We start from the raw sequence: 19,529 nt of genomic DNA, 5'->3' as shown, positions 1-19,529 counted from the left end.
ATGCAAGGGCTCGTCGATTTCGCCAGCCAGATCGGCGAGGTGTTCGCCGTTCTCCTGCCAACCTTCGCCTATCTGGCCGCCCTTGGGTGTTTTCTGTTCGCGGCCTGGGGCTTCTGGATGCAGGCCCAGCCGCACAATCCGTTCCGGGGCCAGCCATGGATACCGTTCGTGTCGCTGTTACTCACGGGCGCGTTCGCGAGCTTCGACAAGATTCTCTCCATGGCGCTCGCCTCGGGGGGATCGAGTCTCTCGGCCTCGATCACGTCGCTGTCGAGCTATTCACCGCCGAGCGTGTCAGCCACTTCGTCCCTGATGGGCTCGACGCCGAGCGCGACGCTCGTGAACGTCGTGACGCTGTTTCAGGGGTTCTTCCAGAGTTTTGGGGCGATGTGCGCCTTCTTCGCGCTGCTCTCGTGGCGCGCGGTGATCAACGGCCATGCCAACCGAAGTCAGATGGGTTGCGTGGTGCAGTTCGTGTTCGGGATCATGCTGATCAACATTCTCGCGATCACCAATGCGCTGATCGCGATGTTCGTCGCCTGAAGATTTTCTCCAAGCCGTCGCTTTTCTCGCACTTGTTCGCGCCGCAGGCGGCGAACCTTGGCTCCCGAGGGCAAGGCGGAACGCAATCGACCCTCTGATTCAAACCCTGGAGCAAACTCGTGACACATCGTTCGTTCATCAACCCAAAGGCGCGTTCTCTCGGTTCCTGGAAGGTCCTTGTCGGAGCCTCGGGGCTCGGCGGCTCCATGGTCGCCAGCAATGCCGCCTTGGCACAGGCCGCCGGCGGCACGATCGGCGCGCAGGTCCAGACCATGGCGCAGGAGTTCTCGACCGCCGGCGGCTTCGCAGCCTCGACCGCGATGTATGTTGGCGCGCTGATCTGCTTCATCGCGGGCGCGTGGTTCCTGTGGCAGTCGCGCCAGCCGGAGAACCGCGAGGCGGGCAAGGTGGCGGCCGGCGCGGCGGGTCTCGTGCTGACCGGTCTTCTCGTGACCGGCGGCGCGTGGATCAACAAGGCGGCTGAGACCGCGACCGGCACGGCGGCCTCGATCTCGAGCACCGCTGGCGCCGTAACGTTCCCGTAAGGCATCGGGAAGAGGGTCGCCAACGTGCGCCTCGCGCCGCTCGTCCTCTCCGTTCGCGAAAGCGGTCGAAAGGCTGGCTGCGCCCAAAGCTCCTGTCCCTTCTGCGGAGTGCGCTTCGCAGAAGGGCAGGAGCCTTTCCTCTGCCCGGACGGGAGCGCAGACTTCTCATGCGCCCCCTGCCACCTCGTGCGTCATCTGGAACGAGATACGATCGCCGAGGAAGCCGTGCTGATCTGGCTACCGGAGATGACGCAAGCGGCACTCAATGCTCTGGCTCATGGCGCGCACAAGCGGCTGGCGCGCGAGGGCGCGCTCCGCTGGGCGAGTCCGTTCGCTCTCACCCCTGATGAGGTTCCCAATGGTGCGCTCGAAACGATCCGCGCGCTCGAGGCGCGAAGCGTCGAGGCGGAAACGCGGCTTGGCGCATCTTCGCCCCGCGTGCTCGGCGCCGCGCTCATGCGCATGAAGCCCAGACTTTATGAGGATCGCGCCCGGTTGCTCGGGGGCCTCAGGCTTTGGCCCCGTGGGCGGTTCTTTGTCGACGGCGAGGACATTTATCCGCAGCTGATCGCCGATCGCGTCGCGGCTTGACCGCGCGCGACCATCCAATATTTCCCGGAGGAGTCGGATGCTGAGCGCCGTTTCGAGCTTGTTGGCCAGCCTGTCGCTGGCGCTGAAGCAGCCGCTCGCCGGGTATTGCGACGTCGAGACCACCCATGGCGACGCGCTGGTCACGAAACAAGGGGATTACTGCACCTTCATCCGAATCGGCGGCATGAAGCGCATGGCGACGCGCGACGACATCACACGGCTCTCCAATGCGCTTCGCCTCGATCTTTCGGGAGCCCTCGAAAGCAAAGGCCATGCGATCGTCGGCTGGTATCTCTCCGATCCCGACATGGCCGCGCGCGAGATCGAGCGGATCAACATGGACTCTTGCCGCCGCGTCGGGCGCGAAGTCGGTCTCGATCTCTCCGATATTCTTGACGAGCGGCTGCGTCTCTGGAGCGAGACGATGCGCTGGGAGACCTCCTGCTTCATCCTGTGGACGCGCCGCGCGGTCCTAACGAAAGAAGAGTTGAAGCAGATGAAGGAGGAGAAGGCGGCGGCCGCGAAAGAGGTCCCGCGGATCGGCGACGCGCAACGCTTCTTCCTACGCTCCGAACTGATGGCGGCGCATCATACCGGGTTCGTCAACCGGGTCATGGCGGCGCTTCGCGGGGCCGAAGTCTCGGCGACCGAACTCTCTGCGCGCGACGCGCTCGTCCTCGCGCGCGAGGCGCTCTACCGGGAGACCGCGGGCTCGCAATGGAAGCCGACCCTGATCGGCGACAAGGTCATGCCGCGCCTTCCCGAGGACCACGTCCAGAATCCGAGCAAGGAAGGTCTCCTGTGGCCATCGCTGCGCAGCCAGATCTTCCGGATCGACGCCGTGACGCACGGCGGCCAGCGGGTCGAGATCGGCGAGAACGAATACGCAAGCGTCGACATGATGATCGGGCCGGAAGATCCGCGGCCTTTCGTCGAACTCGCGAGCTGGCTTGGCCAGGATCGGCTGCCGTGGCGCTGCTCGTTCATCCTCGAGGGCGGCGGTAAGGCGGGCATGGCGTTCAAGGAGGTCGGATCGTCGTTCCTGTCGATCTTTCCGGCGAACCGCGACCTGCAGCGCGCCTTTGCGTCGCTGCGCAACTTACGCGAACAGGAGAACCACATATCCGTCAGGCTCCGCGCCTCCTTTGCGACCTGGGCGCCCCTTGGCGAGACGCGGAAGCTCAGGCGTCGGGCCTCCACGCTGGCGCAAAGGATCGAGGGATGGGGCAATTGCAAGACCGCCCGCGTCGCCGGCGATCCGCTTGATGGCGTGATGAGCTCCGTGCCGGGCCTCGCGCTCGCCTCGACCGGCAATCCCTCGCTCGCCCCGATCGGCGAGGCGTTGCCGCTCCTTCCGTGGTCGCACACGATCTCGCCCTGGGAGCGGGGATCGGTGCTGTTCCGCCTGCCGAACGGAGCAATCTGGCCTTACGATCCTTCCGGCGGCTTGATGCGGCCGCTGGTGATCGACATTTTCGTGGCCCCCCCGGGCTCCGGCAAGTCGGTGCTCGCCAACACCATCAATATCGGTCTCTGCCTGTCCTCGGCGGTCCTTGGAAGCGCCAAGGCGAAACTGCCGCTGATCGGCAAGCTCGATATCGGCTCGTCGGCGGAAGGGTTCGTACGCCTGATTCAGGAGGCGGTCGGGCCGGAGCGCCGGCATGAGGCGATCTATACGACGATGCAGTTTGCGCCGGGCTACGAATTCAACGCCTTCGACCTTCAGGTCGGCTGCGAATACCCGCTGCCGCTTGAAAAGGCCTTCTTGCAGAACTTCCTCGCGCTCCTGACCCTGCCGCCGGAAGAGACGCGGCCGTTCGAGGGCATGGCGCAGATGATCTCGCTGGTGATCGACGAGGCCTATCGCCGCTGTACGGAAGTCCCGGACGGCGCGCCGAAGCGCTACCGCAAGGGCGTCGAACCGCTGGTCGACGGGGCCATCGCCAAATATCACATCAAGCTTGAGGGCGCGGATGCGATCTGGCGGGACGTGGTGACGGCGCTTTGCGAAGTCGAGGAGTTCCGTCTGGCCGAGATCGCGCAGCGGTACGCCGTGCCGGCGCTCGAGGACCTGATCGCGGCGTCCCGCTCCGAACAGGTCCAGGACATGTTTTCTGAGCTCAAGATCCAGACCACGGCGGAGACGGTCTCGGCGGTGTTCGAGCGCTACATCTACGATGCGATCCGCAAGTATCCGACGCTGAACCAGCCGACGAAGCTCGATTTCGGGTCGGCGCGGATCATCGTCCTCAACCTTCAGGAAGTCGCCCCGACCGGCTCGGCGGCGTCCAATCGCCAGACCGAGATGATGTATCTTCTCGGGCGGCATATCCTCGCCCGAAACTTCTTCCTGCGGCCGGACTACGTGCATCACGTCCCGGAAGCGGTCCGGCCTTATCACGCGAAGCGCTTCCGGGAGGCCTACGAGACAGTCAAACGGCTCGACTATGACGAGTGGCATCGCACCCAGGGAAGCCCGCAGGTGCGCGCTCAAGCCGAGCTCGATTCGCGCGAAGGCCGCAAGCACAACATTCAACTCGGTTTCGCGAGCCAGCGTCTCTCGGACATGGGCGATGCGCTGATCAGCCAGTCGACCGGCCGGTTCGTGCTGCGCGCCGGCGACGAGCGCGAGGCCGAGGAAGTCATCGAGCGGTTCAACCTGACGCCGGCGTCGGCCGCCGTTGTGCGCCACGGCCTGCATGGACCAGGCCCCAAAGGCGCGCCGTTCCTGGCGATCATGCAGATCGACAATTCCAAATACGAGCAGCTGCTCGTCAACAATCTGGGACCGATCGAGCTCTGGGCGCTCTCGACCACGCCCGACGACGCGGCGTTGCGCAATCGTCTCTATGAGGCGGTCGGATTCCAGGAGGCGTTGCGGCGCCTCGCCAAAGTGTTTCCGACCGGGTCGGCGCAGAAGGAAGTCGAGCGGCGGCGCTCCGAGCGCCTGCGGGGCGGCGAGATGGAGGCGCACGCCACACAAAGCGTGGTCGAGGGGCTGACCGCCGAACTCATCGACGGTCGCGGCGTCGCCCTCATGTTGCGGCCGCACGACGACATGGCGGCCGAATACGCCGTCGCGGCGCAATAAGGGCCAGGGCGTCAAGTCGCGTGCGAGATGCCCGCCTAAAGAAACCAGCGATAGGCCAAATTGAGGTGGACCTCGTCGCACAGTCGCCGTTCGGAGCGAATACCGAAGCAGTAGCCGACGATCAGCATCCGGATCATCAGCTCGGGATCGATCGAAGGCCGACCCGTCTCGCTGTAATAGGGCTCCAGATGCGCGCGAACCTCCGAAAGGTCGACGAACCGATCGATCTTGCGAAGCAGGTGATTGTCCGGGACATGCCGCTCGAGGCTGAAGCCGTAGAACAGCGACTCCTGCATCACTTTCCGCTCGCCGATCATCGCGAAAGCCCCAGAATCATTAAGAAAACTGAATCAGAGCCGAGTCTACGAAGCAAGCGAGTTTTTCAACAATATCCGTCGAGACCGGGCTTTGCGGGCCGCTAGGATTTTGAGGCGTCCGCCGCGGAGAAACCGACTAAACGACTCCGTGGTCAGGACCACGTCGACCGGCCAAGCGTAGGCGCTCCGCTACCGGCTGTCGTCTCCGCCGCGCCGCAAGATAAAGTTTCGGCGGCCCGTTCTTGTTCGCGCCGTGGGCGACGAGGCTCCCATTTCGAGAAGGGACCCGGTGACCATGATCCTGAGTTCAAAAGTGCGATTGGCCGGCGCCGGACTTGTGGCCCTGTCGCTCGCCGGCTGCGGTGTGACGCCGGTCGCGCCGAATGTCGATACGCCCGGCATGCCGAACGCCGAGGTCGCCCTGCAAAAGAGCATGGACGACACGGCGCGCGAGATGGCCCGGATCGGAGCGATTGAGCCGAGCGCCGCCGTCGCATCGAAGCCGGCGGTCGTCGCGGGCGAGCTCGACCGCGTGGTTTCGATGCAGTGGAGCGGCGCGCTCGACGGCGCGGTCAGACGCCTCGGCGAGACGATCGGCTACCGCACGGCTGTCACCGGCAACGCGCCGCAGGCGGGCGTCAATGTCGCGGTCGATCCGGCCCCGCGGCGCGTCTACGACATCCTTCACGGCCTCGGCGACCAGGCCGGCGACGCCGCGACGGTGCGCGTCGATGAACAGCATCAACTCCTCGAGGTCATCTATCATGGCTGAGCGTCGTCCCTTTCTGCTCGCGGCCGTCTCCCTGGCCGCGCTCGGCCTCACGGCTCCGGCCGAAGCCGCCGACACAGCGACGTGGCCTGCTCCGGCGCAACCCTATCTCGCGCCCGCGCCCGCCGCGGTTCCGGTCACAACCAATGCGCCTCCGGCTCGCGACAACAGCCTGATCGTCATGCCGATCCCGCCGCAGCCGTCGCCGGCGACGGTCGACGCGGCGGCCCGTCAAACGGGCAATCCGATCAACAAGCCGGTCACGGGCGCTTCGATCGAGCCGGAAGTGGTCGGCGGCGACCGGCCGCTGTCCCTCGAGTCTCTGCAGGCGACGAGGGCGGGAAGCGGGCTTCAGGCGGAGGGGCTGGAGCCGGGGCGTCAGGACATCCTCTATCAGTCGGGCCTCGCCTATGGCGCGCGGGGCGGGCTCGCAGCGCGCGCTTTCGCCATCAATGAGATGCTGCGCCGCTACGAAGGCACGCTCGATAGCGTCTATAATTTCGATGACGTGATTCAGCGGCGGCCGGGCAGCCAGATCATCATGCGCCCGCCGGTCATCTCGGAAGCCGAAATGGCGCTGGCGCTCGGCGACGGCGGCCAGATCGCCCGCGAGACGGCCTGCGTCTATTCGATCTCCAAGCTGGCTCAGCTCGGTTCCGCGCCGCCGAACTGGCGGACCTACCTCGTGCGGACCTGGGAGCAACCGAGCCGTCCCGCAGACGCCGTGCTGCCGCGCACCGAGCAGGAGGTCCAATACTGGAACAAATATGTCGCGGAAGGTTGGGGCGAGGGCGAGCGGCAGGCGGTCGAAATCTTCCTCAACGACCTTGGACGGCTGCAGCGCGACATCACCGGCATGGCCCGGTACCGGGTGCTGCTGCGCGCCGGCGTCGTCGCCAAACCGAACGTCGCGACGAAGCAGAGGATCGTCGACGGCGGCGGCGGCGAACTGCGGGCGGGCGACCGGATCGTCACCATCACGGCGCAACCGGGCCTCAGGGCGGACGCCGGCGTGTGGCGCGGCGCGCGCCATTGCCCGAAGTGAGGGGGACGACCCAATGCTCGATCGCCCCTCCCGCGAGCCCGAGACTCCGCATGACCCTTATGCCTGGGTCGATGCGGGCGAGCGCTGGGTGAAGGAGCCGCGCCGCGCGGCTCCCGCCCTCGATGCGTACCTGACGCACGCCCACCGGCTCGGGGCGGAACAGGTGATGTTCTCGACCTTCCAGCCAGCGTCCTTTCGACTCTGGGGGCGGAACCGCAAGGTCATGACACGCGACCCGCTCGACGAGAACGACGCGAGCCTGATCGTCAATCACCTCTACGGGGCGGACGGGATGGCGCGGCTTCAGGGCGGCGGCGACATCAACGTCATGTACCAGATCGGCTCGCCGCGGAAAGGCACGCTGCGCTTTCGCTGCAACGTCACGGCGATCATCGCGAGCCGGGGCGCGGGCGCCAATGTCGTCATCCGCCCGGTTCGCGATCTGCCTCAGCCGCTCGGTGAGCAGAATGTCGAGCCGGAAATCCTCGCCCACTACCGGATGACCAAGGGCATGATGATTGTCTCGGGCGCGACCGGATCGGGAAAGTCGACCCTGATCGGCGCGATGACGGTCGAGAAGCTCCGCGATCCCCACGCCCATCGCAACATCATCGAATGCGCCGAGCCGGTCGAATTCCTGCTCGATCGCGTCCAGAGCGTAACCAGCACCATCTCGCAGAGCGAGATTCCCCGCAACGTAAAGTCCTTTGAGGACTTCATGGCGGGGGCGATGCGCCGCCAGCCGACCGACATCATCATCGGCGAGTGCCGCAAGCCCGAACATATGATCGCGACCATCCAGGCGGCGATCTCAGGTCACGCGACGGCGACGACGATCCACGCGGAAACGGTGCCGCTGACCATGCAGCGCGTCGCGAGCCTGCTTCCGCCCGCCCAGCTCAAGGATGCGATGATCTCGTGCGCCCAGGCGCTGAGGCTCGTCATCAACCAGCGGCTGGTCAAATCGAGGGATGGCAAGTGGACGCCGTTGCGCGAGTTCCTCGTCTGCGACGCGCTTTATCGCAAGCGCTTGGCGTCCGCCCGCGCCGACGACTGGCCGCAGATCACCGCCGAAGCCGTCGATGCTCAGGGGCAGTCCTACACGAAGGCGATCGAAATCGCCCTGGCCGAAGGCCGGATCGACGAAGAGACGGCGGAAAAGGTCCGCCAGGAAATCGGATAACAAAGCAATTGGATAGGAGCAAAAGCGATGTGGCGTGACACCGGGCGACCGGTCAGGGTCGTCTTTCTCGACGCGCGGGCCTGTCTGCCGCTGCTCGTCTTCGTCGTCTACTGGAGCTGGACGACCTTCTACATCGCGGCGACCGGCGTGATCGTCTTCTCGGTGATCAGCTGGGCCGGGCTCACAGTCCCCTCCACGCTGAGAATGATCCGCCGCGCCTTCGTCGGCCCCTACCGGCCTGCGGTCCCGGCCTGGAAGCGGCGGAGGTTCGCATGAGCGCGATGGAGACGGCGCTCTTGAAGACGCTCGACGTCCTCTTTGTGTCGCAGGTCGTTCGGGCGCTGCTGAACGAAGCTGGACGGCAAATCCTCGTCGAGGACGGGCAACGGCAGGATCTCGTGCCGATCCCATTCGATACGGCCGCTGCAGAGGACGGTCTTCTGCCGGTCTTCCTGGTCGCTGGCGAGGCGATCTGGCGGGACGTCACGGGCCGGGGTTTCGAATTGAAGCTCCAGCGCGACCTCGGCGCGCTGCTCTCATGGCGGATCGAGGCGATCGAGGCAGAGACGTTCTCGTGCGTCCTCCTCTCGGTGATGGAGGCGATTGCTCAGGTCGCGGTCCCTGAGGGGGTGATGGTCCTCGATCTCGCGCGCGTGTTCGACGAGGCGACCGCCAGGGCAGAAGCCAGAAGGAGGCTGCCGTGAAGGGCGCTCGCATGAAATGGCGTCGAGATGCTCTCTCCAGCGTGGCGCTCATCCTGGCAATGATCGGCCCGATCGGGCTCGCCTCGGCAAAAGCGGACGAAGCCATGATCGAGGGCTGTCTCAGGGCCGCGGCCGAATTGCATCAAGTCCCGGCCGGGGTGCTGGTGCTCCTCATGAGCGTCGAGGCCGGCCGCCTCGGAGAGGTAAGCCAGAACACGAACGGCACCGTCGACATCGGCCCGATGCAGGTCAACGACACATGGGTTCGAAAAATCGCCGGGCATTGGCGCGCGTCGCCTGACGCCGCCTATCGAGCGTTGCGCGACAATTTCTGCGCCAATGTCGAGGGCGGCGCGTGGATCCTGCGCCAGGAGCTCGATGAAGCTCATGGCGATCTCTGGAAGGGGGTCGCCCTCTACCACTCGCATGACCCCGTCCATAAGCTCGAATATATGCGGCTCGTCTATGCGCAGGCGATGCGTCTCAAGCGCGAGTCCGCGCGGGAGCTGGCGAGCGCCGATCCCAATGGGGGAGGGCGCTGACCATGGCGCGGTCTCCCCGCGCTCCGGGCGCGATCGGCAGCGACGACTACACCGGCTTCAGCCTGATCCTGATTTGCGTCGGACTCGCGATCCTCGGTTGGGCAGGGTGGAAACTGTGGCATGCGGAAATCAGCGCGGGCGCGCTGATCGTCGCTCATCGCGAGATGCAGGCGATCGCATGGTTTTCGGATCGCTTCTCCCGGGCCGACATCGGGGTTGAGCGCGCCGATCCGACCGGCGTCCAGTTCAACGATCTCGTGCGACTCTATCGCAATATCGGGGCCGAATTCCTCTATCCGGCGATGGCGCTTGTTCTCGGGCTCGCGGGGCTTTGCTTCGTTCGCGCCGGCAATGCGAGGTTCACGCGCGCCTTCGACCTCGAGAAGCTTATGGCGGAACAGGCGAAGACCTCGCGTAGCACGGCGGCGTATGTCGGTCGGCGCTTGACGCTCTCGGGCGTCCGGGCGGGCGACCCGCGTCCCGCTGATCCCGCGCTCCATGTTTCCGAATGGATCGCCAGATACGCGCAACGGGATGGCCGTTTCCACGAGGCGAGCGCGAGACGTGAGCTCGTCCGCCAGCTGGGCGCGGAGTGGAAAGGGCGCTCAAGCGCCTCGCCGACGGTGCGCTGCGTTCTGGCGGTCTTCGCCCTGCATGGCGCTGAGCGGCGGGATGAGGCGGCGGGCCTTCTCGGCCTCCTGTCGGAGGGCTTGCCCGTCGACAAGACCGACAGCGGCGACGGTCCCAACGAACCGCTCCCCTTCGATCCCAAGACGCTCGCCGTCGCCGATCGGGTTCTGGCGGAGACCAAGGCAGCCGTCTGGGCCATCGAGATCATGGACGCGCATCACTTCACCACGCCCGGTCTGATGTCGGTCCTGAACGCGGCGCGCTCGAGGAGCGGCGTCTTGGCCCCGGCGCAGTTCGCATTCCTGAAGCTCGTCGATCGCCGGCTCTGGTACGCCCTGCATGCGCTCGGGTTCGAAGCGGACGGCCTTCTCGCTCATCCCCATCCGAGCCAGCGGGTCGAGGCGATCGGCGCCAGCGCCCATTGGGCGGCCGAGCGCGCGGTCGGCGCGCCCATCTCGACGCCGGAGTTCGACGCGGCGATCGCGGCCATTCGGCCGAAGACGGTCGCGAAGGCGGTCGAAACTTAGCCCGCTTCTCGTTCGCGCCGTGCGCCCGCACGCTCTGGCCCATGAGCGCGCCGGCGCTCCCTTCATGAAAGATGAGGTCACGCGATGCTGGTCAAGGATTATGCGAGCGTCGAAGCGGGGATCGACAAGGGCGACCCGCCGCGGCTCCTGATTGAAATTGCGCTTCGTCCGGCTTTCTTCGCCGGACCCGTGGCCGCCTGCGACCCGGGCGAAGTCCAGCGCGCAGTCCGCGAAGGGTTCCGTGAGGTTCTGTCGCAATTCGAGCTCGAGCGGCTCGCCAGGACGACGAAGCCGCCGAAATCGCGGGCGAGGCGATGGCTCGGCCGAGCCTTCGCATTCACGCTCTGCGCGGCGATCGGCAGCGTGACGACCCTTCTTCTGTCGGCGTCCCATACCGCGCCTCAATATGCCGTCGAATCCTTTGCGCCGCCGCCCCCCGGTCAGGCGGCGCCATCGATCGAAGCCTCGAGCCCGTATTCGCAATCGACCGGCGCGCCCGCGACGTCGAGGGCCGCCCCGGCCGCGCCGCCGACGGGTCCGGCGACGTTCGGGCTGCACGAACAGTAGGGCCAAGCGGAGGACGAGGCTATGACGCAGCGGGAGATCGTCGGGCCGCAGGAACGGTTCGAACGCTCGGGCGCCCAACGCCTGCGCGACATCCGCCCAATCACGACCCGCCTGTGGTCGGCGATGATGAGCGAGTTCTCGGGCGTGGTCCTCGCCGGGGGAGCCATGGCGATGTTCGTTGAGCCGGCGCTCGTCAATTTCGTGACGCCGGCTTCGCTCCTCTACGCCGGGATCGTCATGAGCCGTCGCGTGACGCTGCCGCTGCGCCTGCCGCAGACTGCGGGTATCAGGGACTGGAACTATCCCTCGCCGGTCGGCCGCCGCCCGCGCATGGCGGCAGGCTCGATCTATCTGGGCCACGATCTCAAGGGTAGGGAGCTTTGGATCTCCTCCGAGGACGGCCGCCAGCACGCGACCGTGCCGGGCACCACCGGGGCAGGCAAGACGACGGCGCTGCTGTCATTCCTGGCGAACGCGCTGACCCACGCCTCCGGCTTTGTGCTGGTCGACGGCAAGGCGGACAACAAGCTCTACGGCGAGGTTCTGGCGCTCGCCCGTCGCTTCGGCCGCGAGGATGACGTTCTCTGCCTCAACTTCATGGTCGCGTCCGGCGTCAAGGACTCGAACACCTTCAATCCCTTCGCGGTCGGCAATGCCGACGCCATCGGCGAAATGCTGTCGAGCCAGCTCGGGGAATCGGCGCCGGGGGACAGCAACCAGGTTTTTCGCGATCGCGCCGTCGCCCTCGTCGGTACGCTGGCGCCGGTCCTCGTCTGGATGCGCGACCATAAGGGCGTGCCGCTCAACATCGAGACGATCCGTCTCGCCTTCGAACTGCGCTGCATCTGGAAGGTGGCGATGAAGCGCGCATTCGAGGTCCGGAATCCCTCGACCGGCGAGAAGACGGACATTCCGGTCCCGAATATGCCCGAGGACATCATCTACCCGCTGAAAGCCTATCTCGGCGAATTGCCCTCCTATGATCTGACCCTCGACTGGAACAAGCAGAAGACCGAGGAGCCCTCGAAGCAGCACGGCTTCGCCCAGTTTTATTTTACCCGCACGTTCGAACTGCTCGGCGTCTCGCTCGGTCATATCTTCAAGGTCGAGCAATCGGACGTCGACATGCGCGACGTCGTGCTGAACCGGCGCATCCTCGTCGTGAACCTGCCGGCGCTGGAAAGCTCGGACGAACGGCTGGCCGCGCTCGGCAAGATCGTTGTCGCTTCCCTTCGAGGCATGATGGCGCAGATGCTCGGCGCCCGCCTCGAGGGAGACTCTGAGCGAATCGTCGCCAACAAGCCTGGGATGGGCTCGGCGCCGTTCCATGTCGTCCTCGACGAGGTCGCCTATTACGCGACGAGCGGCATGGACCGCATGCTCGCCATGGGGCGGGGCCTCAACTTCATGTTCTGGCTCGGCTTTCAGGAAGTCTCAGGGATCTGGGCGCGGCTCGGGGAAAAGACCCAGTCGCTGTTCGGCAACGCCAACCTGACGATCGCGATGCGGCAGCAGGACGCCAATCGCACCCGGCAATGGATCGAAGACACGGCCGGCAAGACCTATGTGACCCAGGCGACCAGCTATCAAGGCGGCGGGACCGGCGAATATGCCGAAACCCGCTCGGCCGAGGTCCGCGAGGTCGCGGGCGTCGACTGGCGCGATCTGCAGAGCCTGATCGAGGGCGAGGCGATCATCCTGTTCGGCGGACGGCGCATCTACGCCAAGCTGTTTCACGCCGAGATTGATACGCGCGGGCCGATGCGGCTGAACCGCCCCGTGGCGCTGGCGCAGCCCGACGTCGAATCCCTGAAGGCTGCGAACGAGCATATCGGCGCAGTTCTGAAGGCTCTGGAAGGCGGACTCGGGACGGGGAAGACCAAGCGTTCGGCGACGCTGGCCGCGATGCTGGGAGCCTTCCAGCACGCGGCGGCCGCGGGGCAGGGGGGTGAAGCCTGCGTCGAGGCGGCGCTCGAGGCGGCGAAAGATCGTCCGATGGCGCGCGACGAGATCGAGACGCTTGCGCCGGCCTCGCCGCTCGAAGCCATGCTGACCGCCGCCGCCCGCCGTCCTCCGCAAGCCCCTCACGGCCCCGTCTCAGCGTCGGTCGGGGAGCCAGCCGAGGCCGCGCGCGAGACGCTCGAAAGCATCGAAACGAGCACGGGAGCGTCGCGGGCTGGCGCCCGTGCGGCGGCGACGGCGCTGCTCGCGGCGGGGCAGGCGATCGAGGTGGCCTCCGGATCGGGCGGGGCGCCGCAAAAGCGCGTGCGGGAGATCGAGATCGTGCGGCAGATCGAGGCGCTCTCAGAGGATATTCGGGCTGATGGCGCGCTTCTGTCGGCGGGAGACGCGCCGACGGCTGATGCTCAAGTCGAAGCCGACGACGAGGCGGCGCCCCGGTCTCACGGGGCGGCGCCATGAACGTGTTTCTCGATGCGCTGTCGGACGCCTGAAGTCAGATGACGGGAACGCTGGCCTACGTCGCGCAGGCGTTTGGTGAGAATTCGCGAACGGGCCTCGCCGCGCTCCTCGAGCGCCCGGCCGCCCTGTTCTATGTCGTGGGGGTCGTCTCGGTCCTCGCCCTGGCGCTCAGGGGCCTCAGGGCCGAGAACCGGGTCGGCTATCGACGCGGCCGGTTCCTGAGCGCCAACGAGAAGATTTTTCTGCGGACTCTCGATGCGGCGCTCGGCCGCGGCTATCGCGCGTTCGCGCAAGTGCGGTTGGCCGAGATCGCGAACCCTGCCGACAGCGCCAACGTCCACCTTCGCCGCCGGGCCCTCAACGCCGTCATGGCGAAGAGCGTCGACTTCGTGATCTGCGACGTCCTGACCCTCGATCCGGTCGCCGCGATCGAAGTCGATGACCGCAGCCATCTCCTTCCCGAACGCCGCGACCGCGACGCGTTCGTCAACGCGGTCTTCGCGGAAATCGGGCTGCCGTTGCTGCGGGTGAAGGCGCAGCGAACATATTCCGTTGCTGAATTGCGCGCTCTCTTCGCCCGCGTGGACCTGTGCGTCCCACCTCCAACTCACGGAGCACCTTCATGCGACTCCTCATCCTCGCCGGACTAGCCGTCGGCGCGATCGCGGTCTTTGAGCCCCAGCAGGGCTCCGGACTCGTGCGGTCCGTGGTGCATGGATTCGGCTAGGGGATCGGGCGCGAGATCGCGCATAACATGTTTGGCCCTCGCCATTGGTGGCGGCGATCGCGGAGTCGCCTGGAACGGTGGAAGAGGACGGGAGAGCGGACCTCCAGCAGCGGATCGGAAACGGCAAGGATCCGCCCGGAGCCGGTGTTCGTCGCGAGCACTCCAACAGGCGGTGTCGACGTTTAGCGGTCCTCGCGGATCGCCGCCTCGTAAGCGGATTGGGTACGAAAGCGGGCCTTGCCCTACACGTGGAATCCGCCTGAAGCAGGCATACATCAAGACGCGATTAGAACATCGAGAAGGGCAGATCGGGATCATTCTAGGCCGCCACTCGCATCAACCGGAGCTGCAAAGCGCTCGAAATAGGACATACCGAGCAGCGCTCACTGGGTAAGCGCTTTGACCATGAGAACGGCCGAGGCCGGGCACAAGCCGGCCGCCTGGCGCGTCGCGAGAATCTCCGACGGAGCGCTCTTGCGATCGATTGCCGTAAACCCGAGTCTTTCGAAAAAGGCTCGCGCGTCCGTCGTCAGAAGAAACGCCCGCCGAACGCCCCCACGCGCCGCGGTCATTAGCAAATGCTCGACGATCCGCCGGCCGACGCCGTGGCGTCGGGCGCCTGCATCGACCAAGATCGAACGGACAAGCGCGCTCTCACCGCAAAGCTCCAGTCCGCCATACCCGATGACGCCATCGCCTTGGGCGAAGGCGTAGAGGGTCAAGCCCTCGGCATCGAGGTCATCATCCAGGAGACCCGCGGCGCGCAAGGCTCTGCCCAGGGTAGCCAACTCGCCGCGCGCGACCGGCGCGGCGTCAAGGTCATCGCCGATACCATTCGTCGTCGTCGTCGCCGGGCCCCTCACTTCCCGCAGCAGGTCGGCGCACAGCAGGCGCCGACGGTCTCCGCCGTGCTAGGGCCGGGCTTCTTCGCGCGTACGAACGCGCTCATGAACTTGCCGTCGACGGTGGGCGCTATGGCGTCCACGTCGACGCCCTTGCCCGACAGGAACTCGCGCGCGTCGTCGACCTTGTAGACGCGGGTCGGCTCGACGCCGATGGCCTCGAAGCCGGCGACGGCAAGCTTGATGCGGTAGTCGCTTTCATCGAGCGCGCCGGCGCGGAGCCGTTTATGGCGGTCAATTGCGCGGCGATTCCGTCCGACCTCCTCGAAAGCGAGGTGTTCGGCCACGAACGGGGTGCCTTCTCGGGCGCCCATCAGCGTCATCTGGGATACGCGGAGCGCGCGCGAAGCGGAATTCTGTTCCTCGACGAAATCGCGGCGATGCCGCTCGCGCTGCAATCGAAGATGTTGCGGGTCCTCGAAGAGAGGTCGTTCCACCGGGTTGGCGGCGAGGCCTCCGTTCCGCTCAGGGCGCGCATCGTCTGCGCGACCAGCGAAGATCTGGTTGAGCAAGTCCGTCGCGGGGCATTCCGGGAAGATCTGCTCTATCGCATCAACGCGGTGACCGTCGTGCTGCCGCCTCTTCGCGAGCGTCCCGAAGACATCTCATGGTTGCTCAATCGCTATTTTTCACTGTTCGCAGCGCAGGAGGAAACAGAGTTGCGGGGGATCAGCTCGATCGCGGAAGGAGCCGCGTTGTCCCACCCGTGGCGGGGCAACGTGCGCGAATTGCGAAATCGGCTCGAACGCGCGATGACTCTGGGAACCGGTCCGTGGCTGATGCCCGGCGATCTGTTCCCCGAGCTGCGCAATGCGGCAGTCGAGGCCGGTCCGAACCTGCCGCTTGCAGCGGTGCGCGATGCGGCGGAGAAACAGCAGATCCTGCGGGTGATCCACGAGACGCGCGGCCACCTTGCCGAGGCGGCGAAACGGCTCGACGTGTCTCGCACGACGCTGTGGGAGAAGATGAGACGCTACGGGATCGAACCCGACCGGGCGATCGGGTGACGCTTGTGGACGGGCCGGGCCGCGCCTCGCGTCGCGTCGAACTGGGCGCCGTCGGTGACTTGTTCGGATTCCCGAACGTCCGGCTGGTGAAAGCGTCCGGAGTTCCGCACGCCGCTAGGGTGGGCCAGCCTCTAACTATCTGGTTTCCTTGATCTGTTGGTCGGCGGAGACCGCGGCATAGCTGTTGCGTGCAACTTCCAACGTTCGAAGGAACGATGGGAGGAACGTATGAAGCGATGCGATCGCCAGGTTGATATCGGCCGTCGGTGGTTTCTTTCGGGAGGGGCTGTCGCCGCCGCGGGCGCCGCCGCCGCCACCGTCATGCCCCAGAAGGCGGATGCGAGCCCACAGCTTGCGCGGCTGCGCTATCCGTCGAACCGCCTCGCGAACGTCGCCGACCTCAAGCCCAACGAGCCTCTGCAAGTGGCCTATCCGGACAAGGACGCACCCGGCGTCCTCCTCAAACTCGGCAAGGCCGTCCCCGGCGGAGCCGGCCCCGACAGCGACATCGTCGGCTTCACGACGACATGCCCGCACAAGGGGTTTCCGCTCGCCTACAATTCCTCGGACAAGACCCTGAACTGCTCTGGCCATTACTCGCGCTTCGACGCCGAAAACGGCGGCCAGGAAATCTGGGGGCACGCGACCCAGAACCTTCCCCAATATCAGCTTCGGATCGACGCCAAGGGCGACATCTACGCCGAAGGCGTCGACGAGCTTCTTTATGGCCGTCTCTCGAACGTGTTGGAGGGCTGAACCATGACTTTCAAGCGCAATATTGATCGCCTTCCGATCATCCCGGCGGATGCGAAAGAGCACAACGTCACCTGTCAGTTCTGCATCGTCGGGTGCGGCTACAAGGCCTACACCTGGGGCATCAATGATCAGGGCGGCGTGAGCCCGAACGACAACAAATTCGGCGTCGACCTCGCGAAGCAGCAGTTGCCGATGACGCCTAACTGGTACTCCCCATCGATGTACAACATCGTCAAGCAGGATGGGAAGGACGTCCACCTCGTCATCAAGCCCGATCCGAACTGCGTCGTGAACGCGGGGCTTGCGTCGGTCCGCGGGGGGCGCATGGCGGAGGAATCCTATTCCGAGGCGCGCTCGACGCAGCAGCAGCGCCTCACCGAACCGATGGTCTGGCGCTATGGGCAGATGCAGCCGACGAGCTGGGACGATGCGCTCGACCTGGTTGCGCGCGTGACCGCGGCGGTGATCGACGCGCAGGGCGAGGACGGGCTTTTCGTTTCCGCCTTCGACCACGGCGGTGCGGGCGGCGGCTACGAGAACACGTGGGGGACCGGGAAGCTCTATTTCGGCGCGATGAAGATCAAGAACATCCGGATTCACAATCGCCCGGCCTATAACTCGGAGGTACACGGCACCCGCGACATGGGGGTCGGCGAACTCAACAACTGCTACGAGGACGCCGAACTTGCGGACACGATCGTCGCCGTCGGCACAAATCCACTGGAGACCCAGACCAACTATTTTCTGAACCACTGGATCCCGAACCTTCAGGGCGGGACGCTCGACAAGAAGAAAAAGCTGATGCCGGATGAGCCGCACCCCGCCGCCCGGATCATTTTTATCGATCCGCGACGCACAGTGAGCGTCAACGCGTGCGAGGTCGAGGCCGGCAAGGACAATGTGCTTCATCTGGCCATCAATTCGGGCACCGACCTCGCCCTGTTCAACGCCCTCTTCACCTACATCGCCGACAAGGGCTGGGTGCAAAAGGACTTCATCGAGAAGAGCACGCTGCGCACGCCCGTCGACCGTCCGCCCCTGTTCCCGGCGCGCGGCAATTCGCCTGCAATGCCTGGCCATCTCACCAGCTTCGAGGGCGCCCTCGAAGGGTGCAGGATGTCGATCGACGATGCAGCCAAGATCACCGGTCTGAACCCCGCCGACATCGTCAAGGCCGCCGAATGGATCGCCATGCCGAAAGAAGGCGGCAAGCGGCGACGCGCGATGATCGGATACGAGAAGGGCCTCATCTGGGGCAACGACAACTACCGCACGAACGGCGCCTTGGTGAACATCGCGCTCGCGACCGGCAACGTCGGTCAGTTGGGTGGCGGCGTCGTGCGTCTCGGTGGCCATCAGGAAGGCTACGTGCGTCCCGACTATCCAGGATCGCGACCGGCTCCCTACATCGACCAGCTCATCATGGACGGCAAAGGCGGCGTCCACCACATCTGGGCCTGCGACCACTACAAGACGACCCTGAACGCCGACCGGTTCAAACAGAACTACAAGAAGCGGACCGACATCGTGAAGGACGCGATGTCCGCGGTCGCTTATGGCGATCAGAAAGCCATGGTCGCAGCCATCGTGGCCGCAATCGGTAAGGGTGGGCTGTTCGCGGTCGACGTAGACATCATCCCGAGCAAGATCGGCCAAGCTTGCCACGTCTGGTTGCCGGCCGCGACGGCGGGCGAGATGAACCTCACCTCGATGAACGGTGAGCGCCGGCTGCGCCTGACGGAGCGCTATATGGACCCGCCGGGCGAAGCCATGCCCGACTGCCTCATCGCAGCCCGGCTCGCCAACAACCTGGAGCGCGTCTTCCGGGAAATGGGCAAGTCATCGGAGGCCGACAAGTTCAAGGGTTTCGATTGGAAGACCGAGGAAGACGCCTTCACGGACGGCTATCACGGCAATGCCAAGGGCGGCCAGTTCGTCACCTATGACCGGTTGCGCGCGATGGGCACCAACGGCGTCCAGGAGCCAGCGATCGCTTTCGACAACGGCAAGCTGGTCGGAACGCAGCGCCTCTACACGGATGGCGTGTTCTCCTCGGAGGATGGCAAGGCCCGGTTCATGGATGCGCCGTGGCGTGGGCTCGAGGCGCCGGGCAAGGAGGAGGAGTCGAAGAAGTTCGCGTTCCTCATCAACAACGGCCGCGCCAACCACGTCTGGCAGAGCGCCTATCTCGACCAGGAGTCGGACTTCGTCATGGGGCGCTGGCCGTATCCGTTCATCCAGATGAATCCGGACGACATGAAGGAGCTGGGCATTTCGGCGGGCGATCTCGTCGAGATCCACAACGACAACGGAGCGACGCAGGCAATGGCGTATCCGACGCCAACCGCCAAACGCAAGCAGACCTTCATGCTGTTCGGCTTTCCGATGGGCATCCAGGGGAACGTCGTCTCGCCGGGCGTCAACGAGCTCATCATCCCCAACTACAAGCAGACGTGGGGTGATATTCGGAAGATCGCTTCCGTGCCCGGCGCCGCACGCGGTACGAGCTTCAAGTCTTGGGAGTACAAGGCCTGACGATCGCTGGATTAGAGTCGGCTCGGGCGACGGCACGCCCGAGCCGATCAAACAACAAAGGCCCGACCCCTCCTACATGGGACGTAGAGCGGCTCGCGCCGGTCCGACGGGGGGTCTGGGTTGGGCG

Annotated in this window: 19 protein-coding genes and 1 pseudogene; 17 read left to right on the top strand and 3 right to left on the bottom strand. The window is 65.6% G+C overall.

The window, feature by feature from the left end; all coding sequences use genetic code 11:
* The 4 genes from DFR50_RS24475 to DFR50_RS24460 all read left to right on the top strand — a co-directional run bounded on the left by DFR50_RS24475 (window position 1) and on the right by DFR50_RS24460 (window position 4,770).
* Complete coding sequence (locus DFR50_RS24475; protein ID WP_113891895.1) at window positions 1-543, top strand: hypothetical protein; 543 nt, start codon at window positions 1-3, stop codon at window positions 541-543.
* A gap of 206 nt (window positions 544-749) precedes the next feature.
* The gene (locus tag DFR50_RS24470; protein ID WP_210209029.1) at window positions 750-1,088 is read left to right on the top strand and encodes a hypothetical protein; all 339 of its coding nucleotides are present in this window, start codon (window positions 750-752) and stop codon (window positions 1,086-1,088) included.
* A 24-nt stretch (window positions 1,089-1,112) separates the two neighbouring features.
* Entirely contained in the window at window positions 1,113-1,679 is a 567-nt protein-coding gene (locus tag DFR50_RS31635) for a hypothetical protein (protein ID WP_147262895.1), read from the top strand.
* Window positions 1,680-1,716: 37 nt separating this feature from the next.
* Window positions 1,717-4,770 carry an ATP-binding protein gene (locus tag DFR50_RS24460; RefSeq protein ID WP_113891892.1) on the top strand — a complete coding sequence of 1,018 codons (3,054 nt, stop codon included), beginning with the start codon at window positions 1,717-1,719 and terminating at the stop codon, window positions 4,768-4,770.
* 41 nt (window positions 4,771-4,811) lie between these two features.
* Here DFR50_RS24460 and DFR50_RS24455 read toward each other — a convergent pair.
* A pseudogene (locus DFR50_RS24455) lies at window positions 4,812-5,087 on the bottom strand (transposase); the annotation flags it as partial.
* Between the two features lie 295 nt (window positions 5,088-5,382).
* Between DFR50_RS24455 and DFR50_RS24450 the strand changes: the two are divergent.
* From DFR50_RS24450 to DFR50_RS24405, 10 genes are all read left to right on the top strand, one after another.
* A complete protein-coding gene (locus DFR50_RS24450) occupies window positions 5,383-5,859 on the top strand; it encodes a DotD/TraH family lipoprotein (RefSeq protein WP_113891891.1) in 477 nt (158 codons plus the stop codon).
* Window positions 5,852-6,901, top strand: a complete 1,050-nt coding sequence (locus DFR50_RS24445; RefSeq protein ID WP_113891890.1) for a type IV secretory system conjugative DNA transfer family protein — start codon at window positions 5,852-5,854, stop codon at window positions 6,899-6,901. Before DFR50_RS24450 ends, DFR50_RS24445 begins: the two co-directional genes overlap by 8 nt.
* 13 nt (window positions 6,902-6,914) lie before the next feature.
* Window positions 6,915-8,084, top strand: a complete 1,170-nt coding sequence (locus tag DFR50_RS24440) for a type IV pilus twitching motility protein PilT (protein ID WP_113891889.1) — start codon at window positions 6,915-6,917, stop codon at window positions 8,082-8,084.
* 27 nt (window positions 8,085-8,111) lie between these two features.
* On the top strand, window positions 8,112-8,360 hold the full coding sequence (gene icmT / locus DFR50_RS24435; protein ID WP_113891888.1) for an IcmT/TraK family protein: 249 nt from the start codon (window positions 8,112-8,114) through the stop codon (window positions 8,358-8,360).
* 20 nt (window positions 8,361-8,380) lie between these two features.
* Window positions 8,381-8,788: a hypothetical protein gene (locus DFR50_RS24430; protein WP_147262893.1), complete on the top strand. Its 408-nt coding sequence runs from the start codon at window positions 8,381-8,383 to the stop codon at window positions 8,786-8,788.
* A gap of 11 nt (window positions 8,789-8,799) precedes the next feature.
* Entirely contained in the window at window positions 8,800-9,330 is a 531-nt protein-coding gene (locus DFR50_RS24425) for a lytic transglycosylase domain-containing protein (protein ID WP_210209028.1), read from the top strand.
* A gap of 2 nt (window positions 9,331-9,332) precedes the next feature.
* Window positions 9,333-10,487, top strand: a complete 1,155-nt coding sequence (locus DFR50_RS24420) for a secretion/conjugation apparatus DotM-related subunit (RefSeq protein ID WP_113891886.1) — start codon at window positions 9,333-9,335, stop codon at window positions 10,485-10,487.
* An 84-nt stretch (window positions 10,488-10,571) separates the two neighbouring features.
* Window positions 10,572-11,054: a hypothetical protein gene (locus tag DFR50_RS24415; RefSeq protein WP_113891885.1), complete on the top strand. Its 483-nt coding sequence runs from the start codon at window positions 10,572-10,574 to the stop codon at window positions 11,052-11,054.
* Window positions 11,055-11,075: 21 nt separating this feature from the next.
* Window positions 11,076-13,475, top strand: coding sequence for a type IV secretory system conjugative DNA transfer family protein (locus tag DFR50_RS24410; protein ID WP_113891884.1), 2,400 nt, complete (start codon window positions 11,076-11,078; stop codon window positions 13,473-13,475).
* 38 nt (window positions 13,476-13,513) lie between these two features.
* Complete coding sequence (locus tag DFR50_RS24405; RefSeq protein WP_113891883.1) at window positions 13,514-14,125, top strand: DUF2726 domain-containing protein; 612 nt, start codon at window positions 13,514-13,516, stop codon at window positions 14,123-14,125.
* A 460-nt stretch (window positions 14,126-14,585) separates the two neighbouring features.
* On the opposite strand, the gene arsN2 is transcribed toward DFR50_RS24405, so the two are convergent.
* A complete protein-coding gene (gene arsN2, locus DFR50_RS24400; protein ID WP_281017314.1) occupies window positions 14,586-15,065 on the bottom strand; it encodes an arsenic resistance N-acetyltransferase ArsN2 in 480 nt (159 codons plus the stop codon).
* Complete coding sequence (locus DFR50_RS24395) at window positions 15,062-15,391, bottom strand: class I SAM-dependent methyltransferase (protein WP_245428107.1); 330 nt, start codon at window positions 15,389-15,391, stop codon at window positions 15,062-15,064. Before DFR50_RS24395 ends, arsN2 begins: the two co-directional genes overlap by 4 nt.
* Between DFR50_RS24395 and DFR50_RS24390 the strand changes: the two genes are divergently transcribed.
* The 3 genes from DFR50_RS24390 (at window position 15,332) to DFR50_RS24380 (ending at window position 19,402) form a co-directional block, all read left to right on the top strand.
* Complete coding sequence (locus tag DFR50_RS24390; protein WP_113891882.1) at window positions 15,332-16,111, top strand: sigma 54-interacting transcriptional regulator; 780 nt, start codon at window positions 15,332-15,334, stop codon at window positions 16,109-16,111. The two genes, DFR50_RS24395 and DFR50_RS24390, sit on opposite strands and share 60 nt — an antisense overlap.
* Before the next feature lie 228 nt (window positions 16,112-16,339).
* Window positions 16,340-16,867 (top strand): arsenate reductase (azurin) small subunit, encoded by a 528-nt coding sequence (locus tag DFR50_RS24385; protein WP_113891881.1) that lies wholly within the window; start codon window positions 16,340-16,342, stop codon window positions 16,865-16,867.
* 3 nt (window positions 16,868-16,870) lie between these two features.
* Entirely contained in the window at window positions 16,871-19,402 is a 2,532-nt protein-coding gene (locus tag DFR50_RS24380) for an arsenate reductase (azurin) large subunit (RefSeq protein WP_113891880.1), read from the top strand.
* Window positions 19,403-19,529 lie beyond the last annotated feature (127 nt).

The sequence above is a fragment of the Roseiarcus fermentans genome (assembly GCF_003315135.1).
GTDB classification, from domain to species: Bacteria; Pseudomonadota; Alphaproteobacteria; order Rhizobiales; family Beijerinckiaceae; genus Roseiarcus; species Roseiarcus fermentans.
The sequence above is the reverse complement of the archived record's forward strand: the minus strand, read 5'-3'. Positions and strand labels throughout refer to the sequence as shown.